15 protein-coding genes and 1 pseudogene are annotated in these 15,386 nt (G+C 73.3%); 5 read left to right on the forward strand and 11 right to left on the reverse strand.

Annotated elements, in window-relative coordinates; genetic code table 11:
- Positions 1-281: cupin domain-containing protein (locus AWQ71_RS42705; RefSeq protein ID WP_218001891.1), on the reverse strand; the 281-nt coding region annotated here is incomplete at its 3' end.
- On the reverse strand, positions 278-832 hold the full coding sequence (locus AWQ71_RS21190) for an RNA polymerase sigma factor (RefSeq protein ID WP_218001892.1): 555 nt from the start codon (positions 830-832) through the stop codon (positions 278-280). The genes AWQ71_RS21190 and AWQ71_RS42705, both read right to left, overlap by 4 nt.
- Before the next feature lie 104 nt (positions 833-936).
- Here AWQ71_RS21190 and AWQ71_RS21195 point away from each other — a divergent pair, with 104 nt between their 5' ends.
- A complete protein-coding gene (locus AWQ71_RS21195) occupies positions 937-2,466 on the forward strand; it encodes an alpha/beta hydrolase (protein ID WP_084259114.1) in 1,530 nt (509 codons plus the stop codon).
- Between the two features lie 7 nt (positions 2,467-2,473).
- Here the strand turns inward: AWQ71_RS21195 and AWQ71_RS21200 are convergent, their stop codons facing one another.
- On the reverse strand, positions 2,474-3,097 hold the full coding sequence (locus AWQ71_RS21200; RefSeq protein WP_067135837.1) for an alpha-ketoglutarate-dependent dioxygenase AlkB: 624 nt from the start codon (positions 3,095-3,097) through the stop codon (positions 2,474-2,476).
- A 168-nt stretch (positions 3,098-3,265) separates the two neighbouring features.
- Between AWQ71_RS21200 and AWQ71_RS21205 the strand changes: the two genes are divergently transcribed.
- On the forward strand, positions 3,266-4,609 hold the full coding sequence (locus AWQ71_RS21205) for an SDR family NAD(P)-dependent oxidoreductase (RefSeq protein ID WP_067135839.1): 1,344 nt from the start codon (positions 3,266-3,268) through the stop codon (positions 4,607-4,609).
- Here the strand turns inward: AWQ71_RS21205 and AWQ71_RS21210 are convergent.
- Entirely contained in the window at positions 4,588-6,015 is a 1,428-nt protein-coding gene (locus tag AWQ71_RS21210) for an SWIM zinc finger family protein (RefSeq protein ID WP_084259115.1), read from the reverse strand. The two genes, AWQ71_RS21205 and AWQ71_RS21210, sit on opposite strands and share 22 nt — an antisense overlap.
- A gap of 171 nt (positions 6,016-6,186) precedes the next feature.
- Here AWQ71_RS21210 and AWQ71_RS21215 point away from each other — a divergent pair, with 171 nt between their 5' ends.
- On the forward strand, positions 6,187-7,476 hold the full coding sequence (locus AWQ71_RS21215; RefSeq protein ID WP_084259127.1) for a phosphoribosyltransferase family protein: 1,290 nt from the start codon (positions 6,187-6,189) through the stop codon (positions 7,474-7,476).
- On the opposite strand, the pseudogene AWQ71_RS21220 reads toward AWQ71_RS21215, so the two are convergent.
- The 6 genes and pseudogenes from AWQ71_RS21220 to AWQ71_RS21245 form a co-directional block, all read right to left on the reverse strand.
- Positions 7,463-7,711, reverse strand: a pseudogene (locus tag AWQ71_RS21220) (aldehyde dehydrogenase family protein); the annotation flags it as partial. The gene AWQ71_RS21215 and the pseudogene AWQ71_RS21220 sit on opposite strands and share 14 nt — an antisense overlap.
- 8 nt (positions 7,712-7,719) lie before the next feature.
- On the reverse strand, positions 7,720-8,910 hold the full coding sequence (locus AWQ71_RS21225; RefSeq protein ID WP_067135845.1) for an NAD(P)/FAD-dependent oxidoreductase: 1,191 nt from the start codon (positions 8,908-8,910) through the stop codon (positions 7,720-7,722).
- 5 nt (positions 8,911-8,915) lie between these two features.
- A complete protein-coding gene (locus AWQ71_RS21230; protein ID WP_067135847.1) occupies positions 8,916-9,104 on the reverse strand; it encodes a ferredoxin in 189 nt (62 codons plus the stop codon).
- A 20-nt stretch (positions 9,105-9,124) separates the two neighbouring features.
- Positions 9,125-9,970, reverse strand: a complete 846-nt coding sequence (locus AWQ71_RS21235) for a fumarylacetoacetate hydrolase family protein (RefSeq protein WP_067135849.1) — start codon at positions 9,968-9,970, stop codon at positions 9,125-9,127.
- Positions 9,970-10,911: a 3,4-dihydroxyphenylacetate 2,3-dioxygenase gene (locus AWQ71_RS21240; RefSeq protein WP_067135850.1), complete on the reverse strand. Its 942-nt coding sequence runs from the start codon at positions 10,909-10,911 to the stop codon at positions 9,970-9,972. Before AWQ71_RS21240 ends, AWQ71_RS21235 begins: the two co-directional genes overlap by 1 nt.
- Positions 10,904-12,358, reverse strand: a complete 1,455-nt coding sequence (locus tag AWQ71_RS21245; protein WP_067135853.1) for an aldehyde dehydrogenase — start codon at positions 12,356-12,358, stop codon at positions 10,904-10,906. The genes AWQ71_RS21240 and AWQ71_RS21245 overlap by 8 nt, the downstream gene beginning before the upstream one ends.
- Positions 12,359-12,461: 103 nt before the next feature.
- Here AWQ71_RS21245 and AWQ71_RS21250 point away from each other — a divergent pair, with 103 nt between their 5' ends.
- The gene (locus tag AWQ71_RS21250; protein WP_067135854.1) at positions 12,462-13,160 is read left to right on the forward strand and encodes a gamma-glutamyl-gamma-aminobutyrate hydrolase family protein; all 699 of its coding nucleotides are present in this window, start codon (positions 12,462-12,464) and stop codon (positions 13,158-13,160) included.
- On the opposite strand, the gene AWQ71_RS21255 is transcribed toward AWQ71_RS21250, so the two are convergent.
- A complete protein-coding gene (locus tag AWQ71_RS21255) occupies positions 13,152-13,724 on the reverse strand; it encodes a MarR family winged helix-turn-helix transcriptional regulator (RefSeq protein WP_066950095.1) in 573 nt (190 codons plus the stop codon). The genes AWQ71_RS21250 and AWQ71_RS21255 overlap by 9 nt on opposite strands.
- A gap of 176 nt (positions 13,725-13,900) precedes the next feature.
- On the opposite strand from AWQ71_RS21255, the gene AWQ71_RS21260 reads away from it, so the two are divergent.
- Positions 13,901-15,376 (forward strand): APC family permease, encoded by a 1,476-nt coding sequence (locus tag AWQ71_RS21260; RefSeq protein WP_067135858.1) that lies wholly within the window; start codon positions 13,901-13,903, stop codon positions 15,374-15,376.
- The last annotated feature ends 10 nt before the right edge of the window (positions 15,377-15,386 follow it).

The raw sequence follows: 15,386 nt of genomic DNA on the forward strand, positions 1-15,386 counted from the left end.
CGCCGCCACGGCCGCTCTCCCAGCGTGCCGCCGTACCGGGGGACCAGGCGGGTGCGGGCGGCCGGCCCGGCCGACCCGATCCGCGCGCGGATGGCGGCGAAGATCGCCGGTGCGGGCGCGGCCACCGCGGCGGCCCGCTCCGTGACGGCCGTACGGACGCTGCGCCACGACTCGGTCTCGGCCGCGCACTCGGCGCACGCCTCCACATGGGCGGCCACGGCGGCCGGGTCGGGAAGGACGCCGGCGGCGTAGTCCGGCAGCAGCTCGGTGGGATGGTTCATCGGCCGGCCTCCTCGACCACGACAGGCAGGGCCCGGGCCAGCGCGGCCCGGGCGTTGAACAGGCGGCTCTTCACTGTGCCGACCGGGATGCCCAGCACCTCGGCGATCTCCGCGTGCGACATCTCGGCGGCGAACGCGAGGTCGAAGACCTCGCGGTGGAGCGGCGCCAGCGTCCCCAGCGCCGCGGCGACCGCGGCGGCGTCGGCGCGTGCCAGCGCCACGGCCTGCGGCCCCGGTTCGGACGACGGCAGGTCGAGCGCGTCGTCGAGGGGGCGCGGCGCGGGCAGGTGGCCGCGCATCCGCTTGAGCGCCTGGCGGCGGCAGATGCCGAACAGCCAGGTGCGTACCAGCGACCGCTCCTCGAACGACGCGGCGCCGCGCCACACGGCGATGAACGTCTCCTGGAGCGCCTCCTCGGCCGGGCCGCGCTCGCCCAGGAGCCCTTCGGCGTACGCCAGGAGCGCCCGCGCGTGCCGGGCGTACAACGCCTCGAAGGCGTGCTCGTCACCCCGGCTGACCAGCCGCAACAGCTCCAGATCCGTCGTGTCCATCGTCATGGGTACTGTTCCGGACCCGCGGGTTCACCGCAAAACGCGCGGATTTCGAGTGACTCATGTCACACTGAACCGGCGCGGGCCGCCCGGAACCCAGCGGCATGAGAATCCCTCGTGCCATCGCACGATCTTCCGCGTTCCGCGCCCGGGGCGGCCGGGCGTCGCTCGCCGCTCTCGCCGCGCTGCTCTGCCTGCCCGCGTTCCCCGCCGCAGCGGCCCCATCACCGGCAGCCTCGTCACCGGCCGGTGCTCGGGCGGTCTCCTGGGTCCCCTGTGACCCGCCGGACGAGAGTGCCCGCTGCGGCACCGTCACCGTCCCCGTCGACTGGGATCACCCGGCCGCGTCCGGCTCCGCCCAGGTGCGGATCGCGGTACGGCCGGCCCGTGACCAGGCCCGCCGCGTCGGCGTGCTGATGTTCAACCCCGGCGGTCCCGGCGCGGGCGCCGCGGACATAGCCGCGCGCAAGGACTGGGCGGAGGTCTGGCTCCCGCCCGCCCTGCTCGACCGGTTCGACGTCGTTGGCGTGGACCCGCGGGGCGTGCCGGGCAGCACGCCGGTCGCGTGCGCCGATCCGGTTGATCCCGAGGTGTCGCGCTTCCCTCGTACGCGGGCCGAGGTGCGCGGCCTGGTCGCGGCGAACTCCGCGTTCGCCGCGTCGTGCCTTCAGCGGACCGGCCCGCTGGCCGCCCACCTCGACACCGACACCGTCGCCAGGGATCTCGACGCGGTCCGGGCGGCGCTCGGCGAGCCCACGATCAGCTTCCTCGGCGTCTCATACGGCACGATGCTCGCCCAGGCCTACGCCGAGCGCTATCCGAGCCGGGTCCGCGCCCTCGTCCTCGACGGCGTCGTGGACCGCTCCCTGCCGGCCGCGCGGCTCGTCCTCGACGGGGCCGCCGCCGTCCAGGACGGCCTGGCTCGCTTCGCCGCCAGGTGCGCGGCGACCGAGGCGTGCGTCCTGCGCGGGAAGGACGTGACCGCCGAGCTCCGCCGCATGTACGCGCGGGCGGAGCGGGGCGAGGTGCGCGCGGGCGGCCGGGCGGTGACCGCCGAGGAGCTCCGGCTCGCCGTCAACGACGGGCTGAACACGCCCCTCGTCGACGGCATGCTCGCCGCGGGCATCCGGGACGCCACGGACAAGGGAGACGCCGCCACGCTCACCTCGCTGTCCCGCTACCAGGTGCGGGACGAGTACGCGCGCTACCGCGCCATCATCTGCCAGGACATGCCGCGCGTACGCCCGGAGGCGTTGGTCGGACTGGCCGGCGCGGCGACGCGGCGGGGGCCGAGCCTGCGCGGCGCCTCCGAGATGTGGGACATCGTGTCCGGCTGCGCGGGGCTGCCGCGGCCCGCCCGCTGGACCCCGCACGCCTGGCGGGTGCCCGCCACGGTCACGCCGCTGATCCTCTCCGGCGCGCACGACGTCGCCACGCCGCGCGGCTGGGCCGAGTCCGTCCACCGGCGGCTCCCCGGAAGCACGCTGGTCCGCTGGGACGGCGACGGGCACGCCGCCTGGCCGATGCACAACAGGTGCGCCATGGCGGCGGCCGTGACCTACCTGACCGACCTCACTCCGCCCGCCTCGACGGCCTGCCCGGCGGACCCGGCGCAGGCGGGCCGGGCGTCCTGAGTCTCGGTCAGCGGACCCCGCGCGGGCGGAACTGGACGCTGATCCTGGGTCCGACCGGCCGCGCGGTCTTCGGGATCGCGTGCTCCCACGTGCGCTGGCAGCTCCCGCCCATGACGATGAGGTCCCCGTGGCCCAGCTCGTGGCGCAGCGTCGGCCCGCCGCCGCGCGGGCGCAGCAGCAGGGAGCGCGGCGTCCCGATCGAGACGATCGCCACCATCGTATCCTCGGTGCTCCCGCGCCCGATGGTGTCGCCGTGCCAGGCCACGCTGTCCCTGCCGTCGCGGTACAGGCACAACCCGGCGGTGTGGAACGGCTCGCCCAGCTCGGTGGCGTAGTGGGCGTCCAGCGCCCTCTTCGCCTCGTCCAGCGCGGGGTCGGGGAGGGGGCTGCCCTCGTCGTAGAAGCAGAGCAGCCGGGGCACGTCCACGACCCGGTCGTACATGTGCCGCCTCTCGGCGTGCCACGGCACCGCGTGCAGCAGCCGCTCGAACAGCGCGTCCGCGCCGGAGATCCACCCCGGCCGGACGTCGATCCACGCCCCGTGGTCCAGGACCGTCCGCCTCACCGACGACCCGAGCGGGCCCGGCCGGATCTCGTCGCCGCAGTCCAGCAGCGAACTCTGGAAGAACACCCCCTCAGTCTAATCAAACATCTGTTCGATCATGGCTTCCGATGTGATGATCCGTCCGGTAGGTTGCTGATCTACACCGCGCAGGGTCCATAGCGCAGTGGCCGTCGCGCCTCATCACATGGAGGAGGACGCCGGTACGAATCCGGCCGGGCCTCGTGAGGGAGGAACGTGGACCAGGAAGCGGTCTCCGCGCTGCTTCGCCTGCTCGGTGAGATGCGCGCGCTGCCGCTCGACCACCCCGATCGGATCAGGGTCGAGCTCGCCGCCCACACGCTGGTGCGGGACGGCAAGCGCGCACGCAGGCGGGCGCGCAGGCGTTCCGCCGCGCAGGCCGACGCCGCCGTGCTCGCCGCCACCGCGATGGGCGCGCGGGACCGCGTGACCGACGCTCCGGTCCGCGAAGAGCCAGGGGCCCCGGGCCGGCTGCGCACGACTCGGCAGTGCTACGTCTGCCAGAGCCGCTTCGACCGGGTGGACGGCTTCTACCACCGGCTCTGCCCCTCCTGCGCGGCGTACAACAAGGCGCGCAGGACGGCCCGGACGGACCTGACGGGGCGGTGGGCGCTGGTCACCGGCGGGCGGGTCAAGATCGGCCACCACGTCGCGCTGAAGCTGCTCCACGACGGCGCCCACGTCACGGTGACCACCCGCTTCCCCAGGGACGCCGCCCGCCGGTTCGCCGAGGCCGGGGACTGGCCGGGTCGCCTGCGGATCGTGGGGATGGACCTGCGCGACCCTCGCCAGGTCATCGCCCTCACCGACCGCCTCACGGCGGGCGGCGAGCCCCTGGACATCCTGATCAACAACGCCGCCCAGACGCTGCGCCGCCTCCCCTCGGCATACGCGGCCCTGCTGGAGGGGGAACGCCCCGGGCTTCCGCCGGGCGCGTGGTCGCCGCCCGGGTTCGCACCGGTCCCCGACGGCGGCGCGGTTTCCGAAGGCGACACGCGTTCCGGTGACGCGGCTTCCGGCGGCGCGGTCTCACCTCGGGAGGGCCCGCGGCTTCCGGACGTGTCGGGCCTGCTGCCCGATCTCTCGCCGCGTAACTCGTGGTCGGCGCGGATCGGCGAGATCGACGCCGCCGAGCTGCTGGAGGTGCAGCTCGTCAACGCGGTGGCGCCGTTCCTGCTGATCGACCGCCTGCTGCCGCTGCTGCGCGCCGCGCCCGCGCCCCGCCGGTACGTCGTCAACGTGTCGGCGGTCGAGGGGCAGTTCACGGTCGCGGACAAGACCGGACGGCATCCCCACACCAACATGGCCAAGGCAGGGCTCAACATGCTCACCCGCACCAGCGCCGCCGACCTCGCCAAGGAGGGGATCCATATGTGCAGCGTGGACACCGGGTGGATCACCGACGAGAACCCCCTACCGAAGCGTGAGTCGCTGGACCGGAGAACTCCGCTCGACGTGATCGACGGGGCGGCGCGCGTCTACGACCCGATCGTGCGCGGCGAGTCCGGGCATCCGGTCCACGGGGTCTTCCTCAAGGACTACGTGGCGGCCCCGTGGTGACCCCCGGTGAGGTCCGCGTCCAGGTCCGTGCCATCCAGGTCAACGCCGAGGTCCGGCCCCCGCTTGTCGCGGGCGGCGACGATCCGGGCGGCGAGGACGTGCTTGCACGGGCCGCGCGAGCCCCGGTGGTCGTACCACCAGTCGCAGGTGCAGGAGTCCTCGCCGAGCCGCACCTGGCGGACGGATCCGTTCGAGGTCACCTCGGCGGTGTCACCCGTCACCCGTACGGCACCCGCCTCGACGAGGGCGCGGGCGGAGACCAGCCGGGGGTTGAGCCCGCGCACGTGGTCGCGGTCGTAGGGCAGCTCGCGGTGGAAGTGCGCGGCCTCGGCCAGGTCGTATCCCACCCGCCCGGCGACGCCGAGCTGGGTGAGGGCGGCCTTGACGCGGGCGGGCGGGAGGCCGGAGCGCTCGGCGAGCAGCCCCACCTCGACGGCGGGCTCGAAGTTGAGCAGCATGCCGATCACGTCGGCGTCGTCGGCCGCCTCGTCCGTGGCCAGATCGGCGAGCACGGCGCCCTCGCCGGAGAAGCCGCGCCACGCCTCCGGTGAGATCGCCAGCGTGTAGCGCATGCCGGGCAGCTCCAGCTCCCAGGCGCTCGCCGCCACCGCGTCGCCGCTCCACGCCCGGGACGCGGTCGTGGCGGCCGGGCCGTACGCCCGTAGGGAGCGGGCGAAGCGCAGCAGCGGCAGCATCGTGGCGAGCCGGTGCGGGCCGGCCAGGCACACGGCGCCGGGCGCGGGCGCGGACGTGAGCCGCAGCTCACGCCCCGCCGGGGCCGCCCACACGGTCGTGTTCCTCTTGGGCAGGCCGCGCAGGAACCGCACCGCGTGCGGGCCGGACACCTCGGCGCGCAGGTCGAACCCCGAGGCGATCACCTGCACCTCGGCGAAGCCGCGCAGCCAGCGCTCGGGCAGGGGCACCTTCTTCTCCACGACGGCGCCGTCGAGCGTGGTGACGGTCAGCTCGTCCTGGCCGACGCCGAGGTGCAGGGGGTCGCGGGCGCCCACCCGGGCCAGCGCCTCACGCAGCGGGAGGTTGACGTCGACGTTGGTGGTGCCCCGGTCCACCACCTCGCCGTCGAGCGCGGGACCGAGCATGTCGAGCCGCGCGTAGACGCCGCCGCACGCGGAGAACGACTCGAACCTGAGCCGGTCTCCGTCGCAGGTCACCACGGGGTCGCGGCTCCAGCCGGGACGCGGCTGGTGGTAGCGGGTCAGCGCCACGTCGGCGACGGCGAGCAGGCCGGCCGCCGCCGCGGCCGCCTGGGTGACCACGCCGCTGAAGAACCGCGGATGATCGAGCAGGCCGCGCGTGGTGCGGCCACCGGACGTCGACAACCCCAGGTGACCCTCGCTGAGCGTGGAAGGTCCGGCGTAGGAATACGCCTGCACGGCATTCGTCATGGCGGCGAGAGTAGAGATCACCTCCGACAAAACCGAAGGACTCGCGTTTCGCCTGGTGGGGCGCGGGCGGAGGCCGGCCTGTTTCGGAGTCGGCCGCTCGGCGGCATCGGTTCGCGATGTGGGGGCAGGGCGAACGTGAGGAAGACCCTCACACAAGGGAGGTGAGTGGTCGTGTTCGCTGACCGGCGTGACGCCGGAACCCGCCTGGGCGAGCGGCTCCGGGACCGGCTCGGGGGCGCGGACGCGGTCGTGGTCGGGCTGCCCCGGGGCGGCGTCGTGGTGGCGTACGAGGTGGCCAGGGCGCTGGGCGCTCCGCTCGACGTGATCGTGGTGCGCAAGCTCGGTGTGCCGTACCAGCCGGAGCTCGGCTTCGGGGCGATCGGGGAGGGCGGCGTGCGCGTCCTGAACCCCGACATCGTACGGCTGGCCGGTGTCACGAAAGAGCAGATGGCCAAGGTGGAGGAGGCCGAACGCGAGGAGCTGACCCGCCGCGCGGCCCGGTTCCGAGGGGGACGGCCGCGGGTCGAGTCGGCCGGGCGCACGGTGATCGTCGTGGACGACGGCGTGGCCACGGGAGGGACGGCGCGCGCGGCGTGCCGGGTCGCCCGGGCCCAGGGGGCGAAACGGGTGGTGCTGGCGGTGCCGGTGGGCTCGCCCGACACGATGGACGCGCTGCGCGAGGACGCCGACGAGGTGGTGTGCCTGCAGACGCCGCGCGACCTGTACGCGATCGGGGCCTGGTACCACGACTTCCCGCAGACGAGCGACGAGCAGGTGGTGGAGCTGCTGCACCGGGCCATGCGGCCGACGGGGTTCAGCGGCGAGGTCGAGGCGGACGCGGCGGGCGTCCCGCTCGCGGGCCGGTTGACCGTGCCGGAGGGGGCGCGCGGGATCGTCGTGTTCGTCCACGGCAGCGGCAGCAGCCGGCACAGCCCGCGCAACCGCTACGTGGCGGCGGCGCTCAACCGGGAGGGCCTGGGCACACTGCTGTTCGACCTGCTCACCCCGGACGAGGAGATCGACCGGGCCAACGTGTTCGACATCCGCCTGCTGGCCGACCGGCTGCTGGCGGTGACCCGCTGGCTGCGGGGCCGGCCGGAGGCCGGGGGCCTTCCGCTCGGGTACTTCGGGGCGAGCACCGGCGCCGCCGCCGCGCTGTGGGCGGCGGCGGAGCCGGACGCGGACATCGCCGCGGTCGTGTCACGCGGCGGCCGGCCGGACCTCGCGGGGGAGCGGCTGCCGGCCGTGCGCGCGCCGACGCTCCTGATCGTCGGCGGCGACGACCACGTGGTGCTCGGCCTCAACCAGGGGGCCCAGCAGCGGCTCCGCTGCGAGAACCGGCTGCGGATCGTGCCGGGCGCGACCCACCTGTTCGAGGAGCCGGGCGCGCTCGAGGCCGTGGCCGAACTGGCCCGCGACTGGTTCGCCGAGCACTTCGCCGAGCCGGTCAGGCGTGGCTGATCATCACGTGCTTGATCCGGGTGTAGGCGTCGAAGCCGTACCGGGACAGGTCCTTTCCGGTGCCCGAGTGCTTGAAGCCGCCGTGTGGCATCTCCGGGAGGATCACCTGGTGGCAGTTGACCCACACCGCGCCGAGGTCGAGCGCGGCGGTCAGCCGCATGGCCCGGCCGGTGTCCCTGGTCCAGACACTGGCGGCGAGGCCGTAGTCCACGCCGTTGGCCAGCTCGATCGGTTCTCCCGGGGTCAGGCGGCCGCTGGGGCGCGCATCAGCTCGGCGCGGTAGCGCGCGACGGCGGACGGGAGGCCGATCAGCACGACGCCGACGAGCGCGCCGCCGTCGTGGTAGCCGACCACGACCTCGCCGTCGAGGTCGCCGTCGAGGACCCGGATGTCGTCCGCGCCGAGTGCCGGGGCGCCGAACGACTGGATCCGCAGGTCGTACTGGTCGCTCCAGAACGTGGGCAGCGGCGCGAACGGCGCCGGGTCGGCCGCGCCCAGCGCGAGGTCGGCGAGCAGCGTGACCGCGGCGCGCTTGGCCGTGTCGGTCGGGATGCTCCAGTGCTCGACCCGCCGCGCCACGCCGTCGTAGCGCGGGTTGGGGAAGCGGGCCACGTCGCCCACCGCGACCACGCCGGCCCGCCCCTCGACGCGCAGCGCGTTGTCGCACAGCACGCCGTCGGACAGGTCGAGGCCGTTGCCGTCGAGCCACTCGGTGTTGGACGCCGAGCCGACCGCCTCCACGACGACGTCGGCGTCGAGGCGGGTGCCGTCGGACAGCTCGGCCCCGGCGACCCGGTCCGCGCCGAGGAAGGCCGAGACGGTACGGCCCAGCAGGAACCGGACGCCGTGCCGCTCGTGGCGGCGCTGGAGGGCGGCCCCGAGATCGTCGCCGAGCGGGCGGCGCATCGGCACCGCCTCCGGCGCGACCACGGTCACGTCGGCGCCGAGGAGCCGCGCCGTCGCGGCGACCTCGCATCCGATGAACCCGGCCCCGACCACCAGCACCCGGGCGCCGGGGCCCAGGTCGCCGCGCAGCGCGCGGGCGTCGTCGAGGGTGCGCACCACGTGCCTGCCCCGGGCCGGGCCCGGCGTGGGCAGCCGCCGCGGCCGCATCCCGGTGGCGACCACCAGGCCGTCGTAGGCCAGCTCCGCGCCGTCGGCGAGCCGTACGGCTCCCGCGTCGAGGTCGGCGGAGGCGATCGGGACGCCGAGCCGCCAGGTCACGTCGGCGACGGCCGGGCGCAGCCGGAACGCGACCGCCTCGTGGGTCACCTCCGCGGCGAGGGCCTCCTTGGAGAGCGGCGGCCGGTTGTACGGCATGTGGATCTCGTCGCCCACGGCGACGATTTCTCCCATGAATCCGGAGGCACGCAGCCGCTCGGCCGCGCGCAGGCCGCCCATCGAGGCGCCCGCGATCAGGATGCGCCGGCTCATCGCGTTCAGTCCTCGATCGTGATGGCCTGCAGCGGGCAGACGTCGGCGGCCTCCTCGACGGCGTCGCGCAGCGACTCGTCGGACTCCGCCACGTAGACCAGCCGGCCGTTCTCGTTGATCTGGAAGACCTCGGGGGCGGAGAAGACGCACTGCCCGTGGTCCTTGCAGACGTCCATGTCGACGACGACCTTCATGGTGGAACTCCTTGTGATGGTTAGCGCTTCGGGGCTCGAATGCCGCGGAACTCCCAGTCGCCGCCGAACGCGGTGGAGAGGACCTCCTCCGACTCGGTCGGCTGGGCGCCGCAGTCGTCACGGATGGGGGCGGGTCCCTGGACCACGTGGTTGCGCAGCGTGCCGAGGCCCTCGACCTCGACCTCGACCACGTCGCCCGGCTGGACCGGCCGCGAGTTGGCCGGGGTGCCCGACAGCAGCACGTCGCCCGGGTAGAGCGTGATCGTGCGGGCGATGTCGGCGACGAGGTAGTGCATGTCCCACTCCATCTCGTCGGTGGAGCCGTCCTGGGCGACCTCGCCGTTGACGTACGTGCGCAGCCGCTTGCCGCGGAAGTCCCAGTCGGTGACGAGGCCGGGGCCGAGCGGGCAGAGCGTGTCGGAGCCCTTCACCCGCAGCATCGAGCCGGCGTCGGTGTCGCGGAAGTCGTGCAGGCCGTAGTCGTTGCCCACCGTGTAGCCGGCGATGTGATCCCCGGCCTCGTCCGGCGAGATGTTGCGCGCGGTGCGGCCGATCACGATGGCCACCTCGCCCTCGTAGTTGAGGTACTCGCACCGCTCGGGACGGACGATCGCGCCCTTGTGCCCGTTCAGCGCCGAGGTCGGCTTGTGGAAGTACGTCGGCGCCGGGGGCAGCGACGTCATGAACTCCTCGACCCGGCTGCGGTGGTTCAGATGGACAGCGATGATCTTGCTGGGCACGGACGGCGGCAGGTGGACGGCGTCCTCGACGCCCACCACGCGGCCGTCGGCGCTGACCAGCTCGTCGCCCTCGCGGCGCATCTGGGTGGCGGCGCCGTCCAGGAGGATCCTGCGGTACTCGGGCATCAACGGGTCCCTTCGAGAGTGAACGGGTAGGGATACGGGTCACCCGAGCTGTCGGTCGCCCGGGGCGCGGCGAAGCCGCCCTCCGGCCGGTCGAACCAGACGTGCACCTGGCCGGTGCCCGTGGCGTTCTCGTAGTCGCTGTACTGCCGGCCGGGCGCGGTGAAGTCGTGCTCGCCGAGCGCCCCGGCCATCATCAGGTAGTGGCCGAACCTGGCCTCGGGCTTGACGCGGTAGAAGTCGGGCATCGTGTCGAGCAGGCGGGCGTGCTCGCCGGCCAGCATCCACGCGATGCGCTCCTCGTCCGCGGCCCGCGCCTCGGGGGAGAAGACGTGCACGGGGTCGCTGGACTCGTGGGCGCGCAGCTGGCGCAGCGGCCAGAAGGTGTGCGAGAGCGCGCCGGAGGCGATCAGCAGGACCTTGCGGTCGCTCGCCGCGACGGCCTCGCCGACCGCACGGCCCAGGCGGAGGTTGTCCTCGGTCTCGGCGGTCTGGCACATGCCGATCGAGATCCACCGCTTGCCCGGTACGCCGAGGTACTTCCACAGGTTGACCGTGGCGTAGAAGATCGGCAGATGGTGGTCGTCGATCGCGGTGATCCAGGTGGAGTGCTTCTCCTGCTGGGCCGCGATCAGGCGGGCCAGCTCGGGGTCGCCGGGGAAGTCGTAGGGGATCCGGCACATGCCGCGCGGGAGCTCCTCCGAGGTGAAGAGCCCGGAGCGCCGGTCCTGCGCGGTGACCACGAACTCCACGGTGGTCGCCCAGTGCGAGTCGAAGACGATCACGGTGTCGTAGTCGAGGGTCTCGAAGACCTCTTCCCGCAGGCGCTCCAGCCCGGGGACGATGCTGATCTCCTTGCCCTCGTTGAGCTCCTTGCGGACCTCCAGGGGCAGCATGATGGTGGGCGCGTGGGCGAGGATGCCAGCGCCGACGATCTCACCCATTCCAGCCTCCCGGCGCGGTGACGGTGTTCTTGACGTCGCAGTAGAAGTCGAAGCTCCAGTCGCCGCCCTCGCGGCCGACGCCCGACTGACGCGCGCCGCCGAACGGGGCCTGGAGGTCGCGGACGAAGAAGCAGTTGACCCAGACGGTGCCGGCGACCAGCCGCTCGGTGACGCGGTCGGCCCGCTCGCGGGAGCCGGTCGCGAGGGTGGCGGCCAGGCCGAACTTCGTGGAGTTGGCCATCGCGACGGCCTCGTCCTCGGTGCGGAACGTCTGGAGCGTGAGGACCGGTCCGAAGACCTCCTCGTTGACGATCTCGCTGTCCGGGGCCACGCCGGTGAACAGCGTGGGCCGGTAGTACAGCCCGCCGAGGTCGGTGTCGGGTCCGCCGCCGATGACGGGGGTGGCCCCGGCGGCGACGGCCCGCCGGACGAACCCGTCGATCCGCTCGACGTGCTCGCGGTGGATGTTCGGGCCGATGTCGGTGGCGAGGTCGCGCGGGTCGCCCTGGCGCAGCGTGCTCGCCTTGGCGACGAAACGCTCGGTGAACTCGGCGGCGACGCTCTCCTCGACGAGCAGCCGGGTCGCGGCCAGGCAGACCTGCCCGGCGTTGTCGTACTGCTCGACCGCGAGGTTCACGGCGAGGTCGAGGTCGGCGTCGGCGAAGACGATCAGCGGGGACTTGCCGCCGAGCTCCAGCGACAGCGGGGTCAGGTTGGCCGCCGCGGCGCGGGCGATGTGGCGGGCGGTGGGCACCGAGCCGGTGAAGCTGATCCGGCGTACGTCGGGGTGGGCGACCAGCGGGGCGCCGACCTCCTCGCCGTACCCCTGGATGACGTTGAAGACGCCGTCGGGCAGCCCGGCCTCGACCGTGATCTCGGCGAGCAGCGACGCGGTGAGCGGGGACCACTCGGCCGGCTTCAGGACGACCGTGTCACCGGCGGCGAGCGCCGGGGCGATCTTCCAGGTGGCCAGCATGAGCGGCGCGTTCCACGGGGTGATCAGCGCGCAGACGCCGGCCGGGTCCCAGGAGACGTGGTTGCGGTGCCCGCGGGTCTCGAAGTCGTCGTGCCCGAGCCCGAGCAGCCAGTCGGCGAAGAAGCGGAAGTTGTGCGCCACCCGGGGCATCACGCCGCGCAGGTGCGACCGCAGCAGGGCGCCGTTGTCGGTCGTCTCCACGATCGCGAGCCGGTCCAGCCGCTTCTCGACTCCGTCGGCGATCGCGTGCAGCAGCCGCGCCCGCTCCTCACGGCTCGTGCGGGCCCACGCGGGGAACGCTTTGGTCGCGGCCCGGACCGCCTCTTCGGCCTCCTTCGCGCCGCCGCGTGCGACGCGCGCGATCACCTGTCCGTCGATCGGCGAGACGTCGTCGAACGTCGCAGGTGAGGAGACCCATGCGCCTCCAATCCAGTGGTCCTCCTGGATCGTGACATCCCCGACAGTGGCCATCCGCTCCTCCAGTTCGTTTGGTCCCAAACAACTTAGGTCGCGCTCTCCCGGCCAGTCAATATGTCGCTATTGTTTGGAGTCAAACGACTGCAAGGAGGCTGGGATGCCCGACCGCCGGCCGATCATCGCGATTCCCTCGCGGTTCGCCGCCACAACGTCCGCGCTCCGTTACTCGGCGGTCGTCACCGCCCGGGCGCTCGCCGACGCCGTCCACCGCGCGGGTGGCGAGCCCTTCCTCATGCACCCCGTGGGCGCGGACGAGGCCGCCGCGCGGCTCGCCGTCGCGGACGGCCTGCTGCTCCCCGGCGGGGGCGACCTCTCCCCCTCGGCGTACGGCGAAGACGCGGCGCACGAGAGCGTCTACGACGTGGACGCCGAGCAGGACGCCTTCGACTTCGCGGCGGCCCGGCACGCGCTGTCCACCGGGATGCCGACCCTGGCCATCTGCCGGGGCCTCCAGGTCGTCAACGTCGCCCTCGGCGGGCGGCTGGTGCAGCACATGGAGCCCGACCACCGCCACGTCGTGCACCCGGTGCGCGTACGGCCCGGCTCGCTGCTGGCCGAGGTGACCGGGGCGGAGAAGGTCGAGGCGTCCTGCTACCACCACCAGTGCGCGTCGTCGCTGGGGGAGGGCCTGGCGGCCGTCGCGCACGCCGAGGACGGCACGATCGAGGCCGCCGAGCCGGCCGCGCGTACGGGATGGTTCCTCGCCGTCCAGTGGCACCCCGAGGACACCGCGGCGACCGACCCGGTCAACCAGCGGATCTTCGACGGCCTGGTCGCGGCGGCCCGCTCAGCCTGACCGGCGGCGTCCCCCGCGGCGCGGCGGCGCGGGGGACTCCCGGCGCAGGTTCTCCCTGCGCTCCTCGCCGTGCTCCTCCAGATGCGTGACGATCCGCCGCAGCGTGTCGGCGAGGTGCAGGGACTCCTCGGCGTCGAGCGCGCCGACCACGAACGACTCCTCGTCGTTGAACGCGGGGAACAGCTTCTCCATCAGCGCGAGCCCCTCGGGGGTGAGCCGCAGCAGCGCCAGCCGGCCGTCGTCGGGGTGCTGGCGGCGCTCCGCCAGGCCGCGCGACTCCAGGGTCTTGATGATGCCGGTGAGGGTGCCCTTGGAGATGCCCGCCTCGGCCGCGGCGTACCGCGTCTCGATCTCCTCCCAGATCCACACCACCCACAGCACGACGAACGCGCTCCAGGTGAGGTCGGCCGACCGGAGCGCCGAGTTCTCCAGGTGCTGCCGGACCGCGGCGGCCGCGCGATACAGGTTGGAGACCGCGGCGAGCGCCTCCCTGCGGACCGGAATCGGCCCCAACCTGCGCTTCACCGCCTCCTCGGTTTCGGAGAGCGAGTAGTGCGCGGGCACCCCGACTCCTTTCATGTCAAGTCTTGCGCCGGTTTCATTTGTACACGTACGATCCGCCAAACGGCAGGTCGTACGCACTCAAACGATCTCATGAATTCCAGTGGTCGGGCCGGTGGGCGGGCAGATCGCTGAAGAGACATCCCCGCTCATCCACCCCTTTTATATGGAAGGTTGCCATGGCCGATGAGGCAATCGCCACCGGACGGCTTTCGGCCGGTGAACAGTCCGCGACGCACACCCTCTCCCGACGTCGGATCGGCGTGCCCGACATCGTCTTCTTCGTCGTCGCGGCCTCCTCGCCGCTGACCGTCGCGGCCGGCGGCCTTCCGATGAGCTACGGCACCACCGGGGTGACCGGGGTCCCGCTCATCTACCTGATCCTCGCGGCCGTGCTCGCCGTCTTCTCCGCCGGGTACGCCGCGATGAGCCGGCACATCTCCAACGCGGGCGCGTTCTACTCCTACATCGCGCAGGGGCTCGGCCGGGTGACCGGCGTCGGCGCCTCGTTCGTCGCGCTCGTCGCGTACAACGCCATGCAGGTCGGCCTGTACGGGCTGTTCGGCGCGGCCGCCGCGGGGCTGGTCTCGGCGCACCTCGGCGTGGACGTGCCCTGGTGGGTATGCTCGCTGGTCGCCCTCGCGCTGATCGCGTTCCTCGGCTATCGCCGGATCGACCTGAACGCCCGCGTCCTCGCCGTCCTGCTGGTCTGCGAGGGGCTCACCGTCCTGGTCTTCGACATCGCCCAGGTCGGGAACGCCCCCGCCGGTCTGACCGCCGAGCCGTTCACCTGGAGCGCCGTCACCACCGGCGCCGTCGGGGCCGGCTTCTGCTGGGTGATGGCGTCGTTCATGGGCTTCGAGTCCGGCGCGATCTACAGCGAGGAGTGCCGCGACCCGCGCCGCACCGTCAGCCGCGCCACCTACATCGCCGTCGCCCTGATCGGCGTGTTCTACGCCTTCACCGCGTGGGCGATGTCCATGGGCACCGGCGTCGACAAGATCATCGACGAGTCGGCGAAGAACGGCACCGACCTCGTCTTCATCCTCGGCGAGGCGACCCTCGGCTCGGCGTTCTCCACGCTCGCCAACGTCTTCATGGTCACCGCCGTGTTCGCCGCCCTGCTGTCCTTCCACAACGCGGTGGCGCGGTACTTCTTCGCGCTCGGCCGCGAGCGCGTCCTGCCCGCCCGGCTCGGCGACTCCCACCCCAGGCACGGCTCTCCGTACGTCGGCTCGCTCGTGCAGACGGCCATCGCGCTCGTGGTCGTGGTCGGCTTCGGCGTCCTCGGCGGCGACCCCACCGGCACGCTGTTCAACTGGTTCACCAACCTCGGCGCGCTCGGCGTGATCCTGCTGCTCGTGGTCACCTCGGTGTCGGTGCTCGGGTTCTTCCGCCGCGACTCGCGCGGTGAGAACGGCTTCAGCCGCGTCATCGCCCCCACGCTGGCCGGCGCGGCCCTGGCGGCCATCCTCGTGCTCGCGGTCGTCAACTTCAACGCCCTGCTCGGCACCCCGCCGGACTCGATCCTCAACTGGCTGATCCCCGGCCTCGTCCTGCTCGCCGGGCTCGTCGGCGTCGGTTACGGCCTGCGGATCAAGGCCGCCGACCCGGCGACGTACGCCCGGATCGGCCACGGCGCTTCCGCCGAGTAGCGGTCCGGGC

This window comes from Microtetraspora malaysiensis, assembly GCF_001528665.1.
In the GTDB taxonomy this organism is placed as follows: domain Bacteria; phylum Actinomycetota; class Actinomycetes; order Streptosporangiales; family Streptosporangiaceae; genus Microtetraspora_A; species Microtetraspora_A malaysiensis.

What these genes read in the sequence shown, in the direction of transcription:
- AWQ71_RS21240 (WP_067135850.1), bottom strand. Translation starts at nt 10,911, where the DNA reads ATGGGTGAGATCGTCGGCGCTGGCATCCTCGCCCACGCGCCCACCATC.
- AWQ71_RS21190 (WP_218001892.1), bottom strand. Translation starts at nt 832, where the DNA reads ATGGACACGACGGATCTGGAGCTGTTGCGGCTGGTCAGCCGGGGTGAC.
- AWQ71_RS21230 (WP_067135847.1), bottom strand. Translation starts at nt 9,104, where the DNA reads ATGAAGGTCGTCGTCGACATGGACGTCTGCAAGGACCACGGGCAGTGC.
- AWQ71_RS21245 (WP_067135853.1), bottom strand. Translation starts at nt 12,358, where the DNA reads ATGGCCACTGTCGGGGATGTCACGATCCAGGAGGACCACTGGATTGGA.
- AWQ71_RS21260 (WP_067135858.1), top strand. Translation starts at nt 13,901, where the DNA reads ATGGCCGATGAGGCAATCGCCACCGGACGGCTTTCGGCCGGTGAACAG.
- AWQ71_RS21225 (WP_067135845.1), bottom strand. Translation starts at nt 8,910, where the DNA reads ATGAGCCGGCGCATCCTGATCGCGGGCGCCTCGATGGGCGGCCTGCGC.
- AWQ71_RS21235 (WP_067135849.1), bottom strand. Translation starts at nt 9,970, where the DNA reads ATGCCCGAGTACCGCAGGATCCTCCTGGACGGCGCCGCCACCCAGATG.
- AWQ71_RS21210 (WP_084259115.1), bottom strand. Translation starts at nt 6,015, where the DNA reads ATGACGAATGCCGTGCAGGCGTATTCCTACGCCGGACCTTCCACGCTC.
- AWQ71_RS21250 (WP_067135854.1), top strand. Translation starts at nt 12,462, where the DNA reads ATGCCCGACCGCCGGCCGATCATCGCGATTCCCTCGCGGTTCGCCGCC.
- AWQ71_RS21195 (WP_084259114.1), top strand. Translation starts at nt 937, where the DNA reads ATGAGAATCCCTCGTGCCATCGCACGATCTTCCGCGTTCCGCGCCCGG.